This window comes from Shewanella sp. GXUN23E, assembly GCF_050865035.1.
Lineage (GTDB): Bacteria > Pseudomonadota > Gammaproteobacteria > Enterobacterales > Shewanellaceae > Shewanella.
Window position 1 is genome coordinate 36,401 of the sequence record NZ_JBOZWP010000031.1, and the last position, 14,957, is coordinate 51,357.

Sequence of the window (14,957 nt, forward strand, 5' to 3'; positions counted from 1 at the left end):
AGGGGGGCCTATGCTGAATAAAGATCTTGAAGTAACCCTGAATCTGGCGTTTCAGCAGGCCAGAGATTTACGTCATGAATATATGACGGTAGAACATTTGTTGCTGGCATTGATCGATAACCCGGCCGCGCAGGAAGCGCTGATTGCCTGTGGTGCCAATCTCGATAAACTCAGGGACGAGGTTGCGACATTCATAAACCAGACCACGCCCATTTTGCCTGAACCGGAAGATGGGCGCGAGACCCAACCTACACTTGGATTTCAACGGGTACTGCAGCGTGCAGTGTTTCACGTGCAGTCATCCGGTCGCCAGGAAGTGACCGGTGCCAATGTGCTGGTGGCCATTTTCAGCGAACAGGAATCTCAGGCGGTTTACCTGCTGCGTCGCAGTGACATCACCCGCCTTGATATCGTGAACTACATTTCCCACGGATTCACCAAGTCGGAAGATGAAGATATGTCGCTGGATCAGGATCGCGATGATGAAGAGGTATCAGAAGCCAGTGAAGAGCGCAGCATGCTGTCGCAGTTTACCGCCAACTTGAATGAGATGGTGTTGCAGGGCTTTATCGATCCGCTGATAGGGCGGGATAATGAAATTGAAAGAGCTATCCAGATCCTGTGTCGTCGCCGCAAAAACAACCCGCTGTTGGTCGGGGAGGCCGGGGTCGGGAAAACGGCCATTGCTGAAGGGTTGGCATATCGGGTCGTTAATCAACAGGTTCCTGAAGTAATGGCGCAGACCAAAGTGTACTCTTTGGACATGGGGGCGCTGCTTGCCGGGACTAAATACCGGGGAGACTTTGAAAAACGCTTTAAAAGTTTGCTCAAAGAATTGTCTGCAGATGAGCACAGCATTCTGTTTATTGACGAAATTCACACCATTATTGGTGCGGGTGCCGCGTCGGGTGGGGTGATGGACGCCTCTAATCTGCTTAAACCGCTGCTCTCCAGTGGACGCCTCAGATGTATGGGGTCGACCACCTTTCAGGAGTATCAGAGCATTTTTGAGAAAGACAGGGCGCTTGCCCGTCGTTTTCAAAAAGTGGATATCAATGAGCCTACTGTCGAAGAAACCACCAAGATTCTGCAGGGCTTAAAAAGCAAGTATGAAGAGTACCATGGTGTGCGTTACACCAACGCAGCCCTTTCCTGCGCCGCGAGCTTATCTGCGAAACACATCAATGACAGACACTTGCCAGACAAAGCCATCGATGTGATTGACGAAGCGGGTGCGCGCATGGCCATGCAACCTCCAAGCAAACGCAAAAAAACCATTGGGCAACAGGAAATTGAATCCATCATTGCGCGTATTGCCCGAATTCCTGAAAAGACGGTATCAGCCTCAGAAAAAGACACGCTCAAGAATCTGGAGCGCAATCTGAAAATGGTGGTATTTGGTCAGGACAAGGCCATTGAGACCCTGAGCGCAGCAATTCGTCTGTCCAGAAGTGGACTCGGGATTGATAAAAAGCCTGTGGGCAGTTTCCTGTTTGCCGGTCCTACCGGGGTGGGTAAGACTGAAGTCACCAATCAGTTGGCGTCCTGTTTGGGAATGCAACTGGTGCGCTTTGATATGTCCGAGTATATGGAAAGTCATACGGTATCGCGCTTGATTGGGGCGCCTCCGGGATATGTTGGATATGATCAGGGCGGATTGCTGACTGATGCGGTTATCAAAAATCCTCACTGTGTGGTACTGCTCGATGAGATTGAAAAGGCACACCCTGATGTTTACAACCTGTTGTTGCAGGTGATGGATCACGGCACATTGACGGATAACAACGGTCGAAAAGCTGATTTCCGCAACGTGACTCTGGTGATGACCACCAATGCCGGGGTACAGGAAACCGTGCGTAAGTCCATCGGTTTTCAACAGCAGGATCACAGTCAGGATGCGATGGCTGAGATTAACCGGGTGTTTTCACCTGAATTCCGGAACCGTTTGGACTCCATTATCTGGTTCAATCATCTGGATATGACGGTAATCGCCAAAGTAGTGGATAAGTTCCTGGTCGAGTTGCAAGCTCAGCTGGATACCAAAGGTGTGACGCTGGAGGTAACCGACGAAGCCAGAACCTTGCTGGCGGAAAAAGGCTATGACAAGGCGATGGGAGCTCGCCCTATGGCCCGGGTGGTGACGGATTTGATCAAGCGGCCTTTGGCAGATGAGATCCTGTTTGGTGTGCTGGAACGGGGTGGTGTAGCCATAGTGGATGCCAAGGCTGGCGAAATTGTTATTGATAGCCGGGCGCTGGCGGTGGAAACACAATCCTGACAATGCTTAAGTGTGAAATAAAAATGGCTGCATTCGCAGCCATTTTTTTATCCGCATTACCAACTAAAAAACCCGGTGAATACCGGGTTTTTCGGACAGGGCGATATTAACGCGCGCGGAAGACGATACGACCTTTGCTCAAATCGTAAGGAGTTAACTGAACAGTAACTTTGTCACCGGTCAGAATACGGATGTAATTTTTGCGCATTTTGCCGGAAATGTGAGCAATAACCACATGACCATTTTCCAACTCTACGCGGAACATTGTGTTAGGCAAGGTTTCCAGAATGGTGCCTTGCATCTCAATGTTGTCTTCTTTCGCCATTAATAAAAAATCCCATAAGCCTCGAATCTAAAAACTGCCGTATCATGCCGTAAATCGCGTCTGCTGTAAAGAGTAACGCCTTGGCTCAGCAGCCATATTGCCAACCCTGCTCGGTTAACAATTGATAGGGTTGATAGCGCCTTTTATAACACATTTTTATGTTTTTATCGATTTGATATCCCAAATAGAGATATTGCTTGCCCATAAGTTTAGCCAACTGGCATTGCAGCAATACCATCAGGTTACCCAGCGAGCGTTTTTCTTCATCTGGTTCAAAATAGGTATAGATAGCAGAAAGGCTATTGGGTAAGACATCTGTCACAGCAACAGCGATTAAACGCTCGCGCCGATATAGCTCTATATAATGGGGTTGCATCCAGTTGCAGGTTAAAAATTGCGTGAATTGTTGTTGAGATGCTGGATACATGGGACCATCAAAATGTCTCAATTGGATGTATTTTTCATAAAGGGGGTAGTGCGACTCAGCGACAGTTTGGCTGACTTTCCAAATCAGGTCTTTGTTGCGTGACAGCGTGCGTTTCTGACTGCTGCTCAGCTTAAGTTCATTGACCGGAACCCGGATCGGAATGCAGGCGTTGCAGGCTGGGCAGCGTGGTTTGTAGATGGCGTCACCGCTTCTTCGAAATCCCAAAGCCAGCAAACGTTCGAACAAGGCATCATCCACCGCTTCCTGAATAATGAGCAGCTGCTCCTGCTGTCCTGGCAGATAATTACAGGGGTAGGGTTGGCTGATGCCAATGGCTACCTGGGTCTTAGTCGAGTTCAAGAAATACCTCTTGGCGATGCCAGCACTCCTTGGCGATCACACCATCTCTGAATTGATGAAGCAAGGCTAGAAACTCCCTTCTATTCAGTGTCTTTGCGCCAATTGATTGCAGGTGTGGATTCATTATTTGCGCGTCTATCAGTCGAAAATGATGGGCGTGCAAATGTTGACTGAGCATGGCCATTGCCGCTTTTGATGCATTGGTTTGACGATGGAACATCGACTCACCGCAAAACACCTGCCCTACGGCGATACCATAGAGACCGCCGACCATGTCATCTCCATTCCAGACTTCCAGTGAATGTGCCAATCCCTGAAGATGCATGGCGAGATAGGCCTGCTGGATATCCGGGCTAATCCAGGTTCCCTGTTGTTTTGCTCTTGGGGCGGCACATTCCCTGATCACCTGTGAAAACGCCCGATTGATGGTAAAGCGCCATGACATACGTTTGATAAACTTGAGTAGACTCCGGCTGACATGAACATTTCCCGGTACAAACACGGCTCGCGGATCCGGAGACCACCAAAGTATCGGGTCATCCTCATTAAACCAGGGAAAGATCCCCTGATAGTAGGCCTGACTCAGACGTGCAACACTGAGGTCGCCACCGATAGCCAGTAATCCATTGGGTTCTGTGAGTGCTAGTTCTGGGGGAGGAAACTGATCTTGACCTGAATCCAGGAAAGACAGGGAGTTCACTATTGGGTATGCTCTTGTGACGACCTAACTATAAATTAGCGGATATTCGGCCATGTTGAAACCCAACCCTGTGTTTTTAATGCTGTTCACCTTCTTTGTCAGTCCTGTGTTTGGGGCCTATGAACGCAATGTGGCTATGCCGGTTGAGAAAGTGATTTATGGGCAGGTGCAGTCTGTGCGTCAGGTCACCGAAGACCAATTGATTGAAGATAGAAACCGTGGCTGGCGAACATTTGGAGGCGCTGTTCTTGGTGGGGTCATTGGCCATCAGTTTGGCGGTGGCTCAGGGAATGATGTGGCTACAGTGCTTGGCAGTTTATTGGGCGCCGCTGTTGCCGCCAATCAGGGGGGGGACAGGCTGATAACGCAACATTTGGTCGAGCTGTTAATTCTGGATGAACATGGGCAACAGTTGATGGTACTGCAGGAAGCTGAACCTGCTGTCCGGTTTCAGGCCGGGGATGAAGTCAGGCTGGTTTATTTCCCGGGGTATGTGAGAGTCGATCCCGCTTTCTGATCAAATTTCGGTTTAGAGTAGAATATGAAAAGGCCGGATAATCCCTGAATTATCCGGCCTTTTCGCTATATGTCTCAGAATATCAGAAACCGCGGGGCAATTTTGCATTCTGGCCAGCCAGCTTCTGGCGCCAGGCTTCTTTGGGCGTCAATCCACCACTAGCAGACGCTGCCGATTTGGTTTTTGCTGCGGTTTTTTTAACCTGTTTTTTGGCCGGGGCTTTGGATTCACTCTTGCTTGACGCGGGTTCAGTGGCGCCACCTAACTCTTCCAACATGGCTTCCAGTTCGTTGAAGCGCATGGATTTACCGCCATCGATTTTGTACCAGCTGCCTTTTTGCTCAATCGTTATAGTCTTGCCCGCTTGTTCGGACAGTGCCGCTTCCAGGTGGCTGATTACCTCTTCTTTGGTCAGTTTTGACATAATGAGAACCTATTATTTTAAAAAGTGTACTTGAAGGTTTACCGCAATTTTACTGGCTAACAGGCCGAATTGTCCAATTTCGACCTGTATTCATGTGACTTGTCATCAGTTAACAAGCCAATTCAAAGGTATAAACTTGTATTTGTGGTTAGGGCTAAAATCGACATTCAGGTACACTCGGGACAGGACAAATACAGGATTTAACGCGATGAAAAGAACTGATTTAATCGCCTATCTGGCTGAATTTCTGCAAGTTGACAAATTCCGCGACTATGCCCCCAATGGCCTGCAGGTTGAAGGCAAGGATGAGATTCATCGGATTGTGACCGGTGTGACTGCCTGTCAGCCACTGATTGATGCTGCGGCTGCGCGTCAGGCCGACGCTTTGTTGGTGCACCATGGTTTCTTCTGGAAAAACGAGCCTGCACAAATTGTCGGAATGAAACAGCGGCGCATTAAGGCGCTGTTGATTAATGACATTAACCTGCTGGGCTACCACTTGCCGCTCGATGCGCATCCGGTGGTAGGTAACAATGTCACCCTGGGCCGTCAACTCGCTATAGAAAATGCCATGCCCATTGAAGATGTTGCGCAGGGACTGATTTGGCGTGGCAATCTGGAACAACCCATCACCGCCAGCGAATTTGCGATGAAAATCAAGCTGGCCCTGGGACGGGCACCGTTACATCTTGGCTCTCCTGAGCGGTTAATCCAACGTGTGGCATGGTGCAGCGGTGGTGCGCAGGACTATCTGGATATCGCAGTGCAATATGGGGTGGATGCGTTTATTTCGGGTGAAGTGTCAGAGCGCACTTTCCATGCCGCCACTGAGCAGAGCATTGAGTATTTTTGTGCCGGACATCATGCGACGGAGAGTTTTGGCATCCAGGCCCTGGGTGAACATCTGGCGCAGAAGTTTGGGCTGGAGCATGAGTTTATTGATGTCCCCAATCCGGTATAAATATTGTCATGCCTTCTCCAAAAGCCGCATTTGCGGCTTTTTTATTGCACTGACCTCACAACTTGACGGCCTTTAAAGCCTGAAGGGAATTGGCGATGTCGCTGAGGGTAAACACACAATCTGTGGCTGGCTGTTTGCTCGTTTTTAGCGTTGTCACCGGTCAGGCTTTACTGAGGGGAACGTTGAAGTCCAGGCAAGGGTACGGCGACCGATTTCGGTTGATGAATGCGGCATTATCATTTGCTATGGCCTGATGAACCAAGGGTTTATTGCCTGGCACGAAATATAGTTGGTTGAATCGAGCTTTGGATATATCAAGTGTCAGCAAGGCGTGCTGAGATATCGACTATTTGCGAGCCCAAATATCAACATCATACCTATCAAAATCACACTGAACGATACCGGCGGTCACTATTAAAGTATCTATCCTGGGCTGGACAATCCCGCTGAATTCGTCGAACTGCGGGATCTGGATGCCTTAAAGAGCATTACTCGTCCGTATGATAACAGCTGGGATCCCGTGGGCAGACCGCGCCGCGGGAGCAGATCAGTCTCGCATCTGATGCGATGGCACGTTCAATCCAGTTGATGTTAAGGATGCGGGACACGGTTTGCAGACGTTTGCGAATTGCCAGCGGAATAGGCGCAGAGCCTCCTCTATCAACACAGATTTGCTTGAGCTCCCGGGCCAATTCCAACGCATTGCCATCCTGGGCATCGATGGCAGGGTTCAAATCAATACCTGCACACAGGACATGAGGATTACCGGCGAGATCGGCAACCTGCAGGGACTCACAACAATAGATCCGCGGCTCACCATTGACGTTCAACAAGGACAGTTGCGCCGAAGATTCACCTGGCACTTTGGCATTGATCATTCGAAATACGGCCCAGTGCTGACAGGGATCTTTCACCTGGCGCATATTCCCCCAGGGCAGCGGAATGCCATTACCCCGGTACACGGCTTTAAGCTTGCCCGGGGCGTAGGCATCGAAATAGTGCCAGTGCGGATAGGGCGAGGCGACCGTCATTCGGCGCATAGCCACCGATGGTGATACGTCGATTTTCTGATGCACACTGATCTCATAACCATGCTGATCCAGTAACTGCCGGTAAGGTACTTTGGGGCAGAGCAGGGCTCCGGCAAAAAAACTCGCCTCAAAGTCGCGCCAGGCATGTAGGATGTCCTGGGGATTAGGCGTTGTCAGCAGGTTGTCTGCGTCCTGCTCAATTCTGGTGCGGCCAGCGCTCAATGGACTGCGGCTGGCATCAACGCTGTGCAGCACGCTGTGTCCCAGATGTACTGCCAGATCATATTTCAGACGGGTTGTTTGTCGTTTCAGGGCCTTATTGAGAAAGATAGTTCCGGGGGCCTCAAAGTAAGACGTTGTCAGGCGGCCTGAGCGGCCACCCATATCATCCAGAGCCAGGGATACCGGCTCGTCAAACCATTTGATTTTTACACCTTGTTTTTTGAGCAAGGCGGTTAAGTCATCGACGGTCAGACCCAGTTGTTTATTGCCAATTTCTTCAGCGACCCGTTCCAGATCCGGGAAATGGTTTTGGTGGTGCTCCTGATGAGCGCGGATCAACAGATGAGCAAATTGACGTCCACTGATCCCGGTCTGTGACAGCATCTCGGGAATCGCAATTTGCAGAATATCCTGGGAGAACAGAAACCCTGGCTCCAGAGCCATGCCGCTGATGCCACCGCGTCGGCCTTTTTCCGGAGTGATGGCCTCCTGCTCAGGCATTTCATCCAGAAACCAGCTAATTTCTTTTTGAAATACCGCGGCAATAACTTCCAGCATTTGTTGGCTGGGAACCCGTTTACCCCGCTCGATCATCGACAGATAAGAGACTGATGGCGCTGACTCCGGATTGAGCCGGATACAGCGCGCAGACAGATCTTCCATTGTTAAATGGTTACGTTTCCGTAGGTTACGTATCTTTGTACCAAGGAAATGAGATTTTCTGCTGAGGCTCTGTTCACTGCGCATTTTTGTAAAATTCACACTGTAAAATTTTTATTGTGAAATTGTATATAAAAATTCGCTAGTCTACAAATTAAGCAGTTGGTGAGATAGCGACCACTGTGGCAGGGCAAAATGCCAACAAACAACCGTGATCGAGCAGTGCAGTGAGGAAAACACCATGAATATGACTATGATGCAACAGGATGAGCGCCAAACTCAAATTACCCGACCGACAGGCAATACTGACCATTCAAGTGAGATGCTGGATAGCGCCCGTCGTTTCCTCGATGAACATTGTCCACTGGCGCAGGGGTCTCATCAGGACGTCACCAGTTATGTAGTGTACTACCAACATCTGTTGGCGTTTTTTGCCGATGGCAGTCAAAGCGGATTGAAAACACCATCGCAATTTGTGGCGCTTTCCGGTCACAGGGATGAGCCTTCTGCATTGGTATTTAAGGTGGGTGAGGTGCACATTGAAGTCAGTTTTGACAGAACGGCTAACAATCCCAATGCTGCACATATCGAAGATATCCAGGTGGAAACCAGCCTGACCAAATCCATTTCCTGCCGGATCTGGTTGAGCCTGCTGCATGGTGCACGCAGTGCAGATGCGATGGGTAACAGGGCATTCACAGCGAAAGACGGACAGGCATATCACCTGCAAACCAGCATGGGATAGCAATTACCGCTGTCACTGCAGATCACATAAAAGGCGCTTTGGCGCCTTTTGTCGTTGTGGGGGAACGGTCCGGGAAAATTCGCACGTCATCAGGACATTTATTTGTATCAGCGGCATCAGACTTGTTCATCCCTGCAATGATTGATAACAATGTGATTACAAGTGAGGTGATTGTTGGCTGGATGAATGTGATGACCGGGAAGGAAAAACGACAGGAAGCCGGGATCTGGAAACAGAGTCGGGGTAAGGGCAAACCGGCAGCCAAAGGACGCATGCTGGATGAGCTGGCACTGCAACAGATACAGGCCTGTGTCGAGAAGATGCCAAAGCGACGGGATCTGCTGATTGAATATCTGCACCGTATCCAGGATTCACACGGCGGACTGCGCCGGGCCCATATCAAGGCGTTGGCTCACTGGCTCAATATTACCGAGAGTGAAGTCGTTTCCGTTGCCAGTTTTTACAGTCACTTCGATCTGCTGGCTGATGACGCCCCCGGCTTGCCGGACATGACTCTCAGAGTCTGCAATTCGCTGTCCTGCACACTGGCAGGCAGTGATTCACTGGCCCGTGAACTTGAGCATCTCTGTAAAGGCAAGTCTGTTCGAATACTGCGGGCTCCCTGTATGGGGCGGTGCGATCGGGCGCCGGCGGTGATGGCTGGCCACAATCCGGTTGATAACGCCATTGCTGCTGATGTGCTCGAGGTTGTGGAAAAACGCATCCTGTTCCCATCTCTGCCTGTTTATGAAGATTTGGACGTCTATTTGAAGCAGGGGGGATATGCTCACTTTCGGGCGTTGGAGAGTGGGGAAATGAATGCCGGGCAAATCGAACTAGCCATAGATGCTGCGGGACTCCGGGGCATGGGGGGGGCTGGCTTTCCCAGTGGCAGAAAATGGGCGGCTGTCCGTGCTCATCCCGGTCCCAGATTGATGGCGGTGAATGCCGATGAAGGTGAGCCAGGTACCTTCAAGGACAGATACTATCTTGAAACCCGCCCGCATTTGATACTGGAGGGTATGTTGCTGGCCGCAAAGGTGGTTGACGCTGAAAAAATTTACATCTATGTGCGGGATGAATATCCGGCAGCGCTGAAAATCTTGACTCAAGAACTGGAAGCCATGACGCAGCATGGGCTGATAGCCTCAGATTTTGTTGAACTTCGTCGCGGCGCAGGCTCCTATATCTGCGGTGAAGAGAGCGCCATGCTTGAATCAATTGAAGGTAAGCGAGGTTTGCCCAGGCAGCGGCCACCTTACGTTGCTGAGCAAGGGCTTTTTGGACGGCCAACTCTGGTGCATAACATTGAAACCCTGTACTGGATTGCCAGGGTGTGTCGCGAAGGCGAGCAGTTATTACGACAGGTCGAACGAAACGGTCGCACCGGGATGAGAACTTATTCGGTTTCCGGCCGGGTGGTCAACCCCGGGGTATATCTGTTGGCTGCGGGCAGCAGTATCAGCGACATCATCCTGGCCGCCGGTGGCATGGCCCCTGGCCATGAATTCTATGCGTTTCAGCCCGGCGGACCGTCCTCCGGTCTGCTGCCAGCCCGGTTGGCTGATGTGCCCCTGGATTTCGATACCCTGCAGCCCCTTGGCTCACTGATTGGCTCTGCTGCTGTGGTGATTTTGTCTACCCGGGATTCAGTGCGCATGGCGGCGCTGAATATGATGACGTTTTTTCACCACGAGAGCTGTGGTCAGTGCACGCCGTGCCGCCTTGGCTGTGACAAGGCTCTGACGCTGATGCAGACGCCAACCTGGGACGTAGGTCTGCTGACTGAGCTGGGACAGGTTATGTCAGATGCCTCTATCTGTGGATTGGGCCAGGCAGCACCCAATGTGTTTCGAACCCTTATCCGTTATTTCCCTGACGAGGTGTGAAGATGAGCCGCGCCAACACACCCTCCGATAACCGGAGTCTGGTATTTACCCTTGATGGCAAACCGGTCGAGGCCATGGACAACGAAACCCTGTGGCAAGTGGCTGAACGTTGCGGAAATCCGTTACCCCATCTGTGTTTCTGCGAGCGCCCGGGATATCGACCTGATGGTAATTGCCGTGCCTGCTTAGTGGAAATTGAAGGCGAAAGGGTACTGGCGCCCTCCTGTTTGCGCAGGCCAGTGGCTAACATGGTCGTGCATACCCAAAGTGAGCGGGCGCGGGCTGCCAGAAAGGGGGTACTTGAGCTGTTGATGAGCAGTGCTCAGGGACTGGCTGCAGACTCACCTCTGGCAAGATTGGCCGCCGAGGCCAGAGTAACCGGCGGGCATTTTCCCAAGGCAGTTGGCGTTGGTGACAAAACCCCCGCCTTGGCGGACAACAGTCACCCGGCGATCAGTGTCAATCATCAGGCATGTATCCAGTGTGGGCTCTGTGAACGTGCCTGCAATGAAGTGCAGGTAAATGGCGTTATCGCACTGGCGATGCGGGGGAGCGCGACAGAGGTGATATTCGACCAGTTTGACCCGTTGGGACAGTCGAGCTGTGTCGCCTGTGGAGAATGTGTTCAGGTATGTCCCACCGGTGCGCTGCTGCCGGTTATCCCGTCCAGTGAAAAGCATGCGGGGGAAAGAGTGACTGCTGTTGCCTCGGTTTGCCCATTTTGCGGGGTAGGATGTCAATTGCAATATCAGGTGGATGACAACCGGATTATTCAGGTTGATGGCTTGAATGGACCGGCCAATCAGGGGCGGCTGTGCGTGAAAGGGCGCTTTGGGTTTGATTATATCCAGCATCCCCACAGGCTGACCAAACCGCTAATCCGCCTGAGCGGGGCAGTCAAAGGTCTGAATGTCGACCCGGCCAACCCGCTGAGCCATTTTCGGGAGGCCAGCTGGGAAGAGGCATTGAGCGTTGCTGCTGATGGACTGGCACGATTGAAGGCGGAAAAGGGCGGCGCAAGCGTCGCTGGATTTGGCTCCGCCAAATGCACCAACGAAGAAGCTTATCTGTTTCAGAAACTGATCCGACAGGGCTTTGGACACAACAATCTGGACCACTGTACGCGCCTGTGCCATGCCTCTTCGGTCGCTGCGCTAATGGAGAATATTGGGTCAGGGGCCGTCACCGCAACCTTCAACGAAATTGAGCATGCGGATGTGGCAATTGTGATCGGTGCCAACCCGGCGGAAAATCATCCGGTTGCCGCCACCTTTTTCAAGCAGTTTGCCCGCAGGGGCGGCCAGCTTATTGTGATGGACCCCAGAGGTACCACGCTCAAACCGTTTGCCAGTCATATGTTGCAGTTTCGGCCTGGAACTGACGTGGCGCTGCTGAATGCCATTATGCATGTGATTGTTGACGAGCAGCTGCAGGATCAGGCGTACATAGATCAGCATACCGAAAACTGGCTGGCGATGAAGGCGCATGTCAGGGCTTTTTCCCCAAAAAAAATGGCCCCAATTTGCGGCATCGTTGAAGAGGACATTCGGGCGGTAGCCAGAACCTTTGCCACTGCCCGCTCAGCCATGATTTTCTGGGGAATGGGCGTCAGTCAGCATGTGCATGGGACTGATAACGCCCGCTGCCTGATTGCGTTGGCGTTGATGTGTGGTCAGGTGGGACGATCGGGCACCGGGCTGCATCCCCTGAGGGGGCAGAACAATGTGCAGGGCGCTTCTGATGCCGGGCTTATCCCGATGTTTTTGCCGGATTATCAGAGTGTGACCAGTACTGACGCACGAGCCAGCGCCGAGGCGTTGTGGCAGCAGCCAGAGGGGAGTCTGTCAGCTGAAAAAGGACTGACTGTGGTTGAGATAATGGATGCTATCCACAGCAATGAAATCTGCGGCATGTATATTCTGGGTGAGAATCCCGCCATGTCAGATCCGGACCTGTCCCATGCCCGGGCCGCGCTGGCTAAACTCAGGCACCTGGTGGTCCAGGACATTTTTGTCACCGAGACGGCCTGCTTTGCCGATGTGATCCTGCCTGCGGCGGCGTTTGCTGAAAAATCCGGTACCGTCACCAACACCAATCGTCAGGTGCAGATGGCCCGTCAGGCGGTCAACGCCCCCGGGGAAGCCCGGGCCGATTGGCAGATATTACAGCAGCTGGCCGTCAAACTGGGACTGAATTGGCATTATGATTCTCCCCGTGCAGTATTTGATGAGATGAAACTGTTGATGCGGTCTCTGGACAATATCTCCTGGGACAGGTTGGAGCGGGAAGGCGCTGTCACTTATCCCTGTGAAGATGAAAGCCTGCCCGGTGCATCGGTGGTCTTTGCCAATTGCTTTCCCAGGCCCGGTGGCCGCGCGCGATTTACACCGGCGGATCTGTTGCCACCGGATGACATTCCCAGCGACCAATATCCGATGATTATGACAACCGGTCGCCAGCTTGAGCACTGGCACACAGGTACCATGACCCGCCGCTCCAGAGTACTTGATGGCGTAGAGCCGCACGCCAATTGTTCATTGCATCCACACACATTAAAACGCCTTGATATAGCGCCGGGTGACAGAGTCAGAATTGTCAGTCGACGCGGGGAGATCAGTCTGCTTGCCAGGGCCGATTGGGCAGTTGCCGAAGATATGGTATTTGTGCCTTTCGCCTTCGTGGAAGCCGCAGCCAATATTCTGACCAACAAAGCCCTCGACCCAGTCGGTAAAATTCCTGAGTTTAAATTTTCCGCTGTCAGGGTTGAAGCCGCATCACCAGGGGAGTGTATTGAGAAATGAATCAACCGGCAGATTATCAGTTTGTATGTGGTGCACACTTGATGGACAGGCATGCAATTCATCAATTTCTGGTGAGCAGTTATTGGGCGCAGGGGATCCCGTTCGAGATCCTTGATAAAGCGTTGGATAATTCACTGTGTTTTGGAGTGTTTCGTGGCGGGAAGCAGGTTGGTTTTGGGCGGGTGATCACTGACTCTGCGACTTTTGCCTATCTGGCCGATGTGTATGTGCTTGAGGCTCACCGGGGATTGGGACTTTCCAAAAAACTGATGAGTATGATAGTGGCCCATCCCCAGTTACAGGGGCTCAGACGAATGTTGCTGGCAACGCGCGACGCCCATCACTTGTACCGCCAATTTGAGTTTGTTCCTGTGCCCAATCCTGAAAGTTTAATGCAACGCTGGGATCCACAGATTTATATGAAGGCAGCGGGCAAACAGGACGATATCGGGCTTACTGCTGAGCTGAAGGCTCGATGACCGGCATGGTCTGCACCATCCTGATTGGTGTGGGCCGAGGTGTTGCCGGGAACGATCTGTGACAGGAGCTCACTGCCGCTCCCTAAAGCTGAAAAGTAAGCCTTACACACCGGCCATGGCGTATTTTTCGATATCAGCGGCCTCTGGGACTGGGGTTCATTACTGTACTTTATCATCAGTACAAGCCCCTTTAATGAACGTGAATATTGATGCTTTGTTCCGGTAAATCTGTGTTTTGCAACAATTCAAACTTTTGACTGCTTTGAACTTACAGGTGTACGCGATACTGTGTCCCTGTCCGGTGCTGAATTTGCCTACCCTGGGTAAAACTGGTCGCATCAATGCGTGCAGAAGTGCCGCCGGGCGAGTACGCAAACTACAATAAAAATAAAGAGTGGCCCCATGGCAGTTAGCCATGGGGCCACTTCATTTCAGCGAATGTTCAGCGTTAACTCTTGTGGGTGGTCTGCGGTTTGTAGGGATAAATATGACCCGGAATAAATCGATGGTAAATCACTGCCAGTATGACGATTGCCACAGTTCCGAGCAGGACAGGATGAAACAGAAAAGTCCAGTCGTAATGACCCCCAAGCATAATCAGCAGCGGATTTCCCCCGGCCGGCGGATGAGTGGTATCAGTTAACAGCATCAAGAAAACGCCGCAGCCAACCGCCAACCCCAACGTCAGCGGCGTCACGCTCAGGCTGTTGATAAAGATAAGCCCGACTGCGGCTGTGATCAGGTGACCGAAAATGACATTTTTGGGCTGCGCCAGAGGGCTTTGGTGTACCCCAAAGATAAGGACCATGGTAGCCCCAAAGGGAGCCATCAATACCCAATCACTGTTTAAACTGTTATCGATGGCGGCCAACGTCCAAATACACAGCGCCGCGCCAATGGCGGAAACCATGGCAGTCAATAGACGGTTGTTCTGCAGCAAAGTGACTTTATGTTCTTGCATCACAGCTTCCCGTGAAGTAACGAAAAGCTCAGTCTGCCGGACGACAGGAAAATAGGGAACCGTCGGCAACATTGATTCAGATGAAGGTTAATTTAGCTTTGTTGCTATTCACTTGAGCCATAAGTGTTTGGCAATAGGCATTGAGCGGGAACCTGCGTAAAGGCAATTGGGATGGTT

General features: G+C 51.6%; 13 protein-coding genes. 7 read left to right on the top strand and 6 right to left on the bottom strand.

Annotation, left to right across the window (positions count from 1 at the left end; all coding sequences use genetic code 11):
- Positions 1–10 precede the first annotated feature (10 nt).
- Positions 11–2,278, top strand: coding sequence for an ATP-dependent Clp protease ATP-binding subunit ClpA (gene clpA, locus ACRRUX_RS19730; protein WP_432533818.1), 2,268 nt, complete (start codon positions 11–13; stop codon positions 2,276–2,278).
- Between the two features lie 106 nt (positions 2,279–2,384).
- Here clpA and infA read toward each other — a convergent pair whose 3' ends face one another.
- The 3 genes from infA to aat form a co-directional block, all read right to left on the bottom strand.
- Complete coding sequence (gene infA, locus ACRRUX_RS19735) at positions 2,385–2,603, bottom strand: translation initiation factor IF-1 (protein WP_011496276.1); 219 nt, start codon at positions 2,601–2,603, stop codon at positions 2,385–2,387.
- Between the two features lie 85 nt (positions 2,604–2,688).
- Positions 2,689–3,390, bottom strand: coding sequence for an arginyltransferase (locus ACRRUX_RS19740; RefSeq protein WP_432533822.1), 702 nt, complete (start codon positions 3,388–3,390; stop codon positions 2,689–2,691).
- A complete protein-coding gene (aat, locus tag ACRRUX_RS19745) occupies positions 3,377–4,090 on the bottom strand; it encodes a leucyl/phenylalanyl-tRNA--protein transferase (protein WP_432533824.1) in 714 nt (237 codons plus the stop codon). The genes ACRRUX_RS19740 and aat overlap by 14 nt, the downstream gene beginning before the upstream one ends.
- Before the next feature lie 52 nt (positions 4,091–4,142).
- Here aat and ACRRUX_RS19750 point away from each other — a divergent pair, with 52 nt between their 5' ends.
- The gene (locus tag ACRRUX_RS19750; RefSeq protein WP_432533826.1) at positions 4,143–4,607 is read left to right on the top strand and encodes a glycine zipper 2TM domain-containing protein; all 465 of its coding nucleotides are present in this window, start codon (positions 4,143–4,145) and stop codon (positions 4,605–4,607) included.
- An 82-nt stretch (positions 4,608–4,689) separates the two neighbouring features.
- Here ACRRUX_RS19750 and ACRRUX_RS19755 read toward each other — a convergent pair whose 3' ends face one another.
- Positions 4,690–5,031 (bottom strand): hypothetical protein, encoded by a 342-nt coding sequence (locus ACRRUX_RS19755; RefSeq protein WP_432533828.1) that lies wholly within the window; start codon positions 5,029–5,031, stop codon positions 4,690–4,692.
- A gap of 208 nt (positions 5,032–5,239) precedes the next feature.
- On the opposite strand from ACRRUX_RS19755, the gene ACRRUX_RS19760 reads away from it, so the two are divergent.
- Positions 5,240–5,992, top strand: coding sequence for a Nif3-like dinuclear metal center hexameric protein (locus tag ACRRUX_RS19760; protein WP_432533830.1), 753 nt, complete (start codon positions 5,240–5,242; stop codon positions 5,990–5,992).
- 488 nt (positions 5,993–6,480) lie between these two features.
- Here the strand turns inward: ACRRUX_RS19760 and ACRRUX_RS19765 are convergent, their stop codons facing one another.
- A complete protein-coding gene (locus ACRRUX_RS19765) occupies positions 6,481–7,992 on the bottom strand; it encodes a DUF3612 domain-containing protein (protein WP_432533846.1) in 1,512 nt (503 codons plus the stop codon).
- 154 nt (positions 7,993–8,146) lie between these two features.
- Here ACRRUX_RS19765 and ACRRUX_RS19770 point away from each other — a divergent pair, with 154 nt between their 5' ends.
- From ACRRUX_RS19770 to ACRRUX_RS19785, 4 genes are all read left to right on the top strand, one after another.
- Positions 8,147–8,650 (top strand): malate synthase, encoded by a 504-nt coding sequence (locus ACRRUX_RS19770; protein WP_432533832.1) that lies wholly within the window; start codon positions 8,147–8,149, stop codon positions 8,648–8,650.
- A 152-nt stretch (positions 8,651–8,802) separates the two neighbouring features.
- Positions 8,803–10,539 carry an NAD(P)H-dependent oxidoreductase subunit E gene (locus ACRRUX_RS19775; protein ID WP_432533834.1) on the top strand — a complete coding sequence of 579 codons (1,737 nt, stop codon included), beginning with the start codon at positions 8,803–8,805 and terminating at the stop codon, positions 10,537–10,539.
- 2 nt (positions 10,540–10,541) lie between these two features.
- The gene (gene fdhF / locus ACRRUX_RS19780) at positions 10,542–13,340 is read left to right on the top strand and encodes a formate dehydrogenase subunit alpha (RefSeq protein WP_432533836.1); all 2,799 of its coding nucleotides are present in this window, start codon (positions 10,542–10,544) and stop codon (positions 13,338–13,340) included.
- 41 nt (positions 13,341–13,381) lie between these two features.
- Positions 13,382–13,819, top strand: a complete 438-nt coding sequence (locus ACRRUX_RS19785; RefSeq protein ID WP_432533838.1) for a GNAT family N-acetyltransferase — start codon at positions 13,382–13,384, stop codon at positions 13,817–13,819.
- Between the two features lie 448 nt (positions 13,820–14,267).
- Here the strand turns inward: ACRRUX_RS19785 and ACRRUX_RS19790 are convergent, their stop codons facing one another.
- A complete protein-coding gene (locus ACRRUX_RS19790) occupies positions 14,268–14,780 on the bottom strand; it encodes an HPP family protein (protein ID WP_432533840.1) in 513 nt (170 codons plus the stop codon).
- Between the last annotated feature and the right edge of the window lie 177 nt (positions 14,781–14,957).

Bases quoted from the DNA above. Each gene is read 5' to 3' on its own strand.
- clpA (WP_432533818.1), top strand. From the start codon at position 11: ATGCTGAATAAAGATCTTGAAGTAACCCTGAATCTGGCGTTTCAGCAG.
- infA (WP_011496276.1), bottom strand. From the start codon at position 2,603: ATGGCGAAAGAAGACAACATTGAGATGCAAGGCACCATTCTGGAAACC.
- ACRRUX_RS19750 (WP_432533826.1), top strand. From the start codon at position 4,143: ATGTTGAAACCCAACCCTGTGTTTTTAATGCTGTTCACCTTCTTTGTC.
- ACRRUX_RS19755 (WP_432533828.1), bottom strand. From the start codon at position 5,031: ATGTCAAAACTGACCAAAGAAGAGGTAATCAGCCACCTGGAAGCGGCA.
- ACRRUX_RS19760 (WP_432533830.1), top strand. From the start codon at position 5,240: ATGAAAAGAACTGATTTAATCGCCTATCTGGCTGAATTTCTGCAAGTT.
- ACRRUX_RS19765 (WP_432533846.1), bottom strand. From the start codon at position 7,992: ATGCGCAGTGAACAGAGCCTCAGCAGAAAATCTCATTTCCTTGGTACA.
- ACRRUX_RS19770 (WP_432533832.1), top strand. From the start codon at position 8,147: ATGAATATGACTATGATGCAACAGGATGAGCGCCAAACTCAAATTACC.
- fdhF (WP_432533836.1), top strand. From the start codon at position 10,542: ATGAGCCGCGCCAACACACCCTCCGATAACCGGAGTCTGGTATTTACC.
- ACRRUX_RS19785 (WP_432533838.1), top strand. From the start codon at position 13,382: ATGGACAGGCATGCAATTCATCAATTTCTGGTGAGCAGTTATTGGGCG.
- ACRRUX_RS19790 (WP_432533840.1), bottom strand. From the start codon at position 14,780: ATGCAAGAACATAAAGTCACTTTGCTGCAGAACAACCGTCTATTGACT.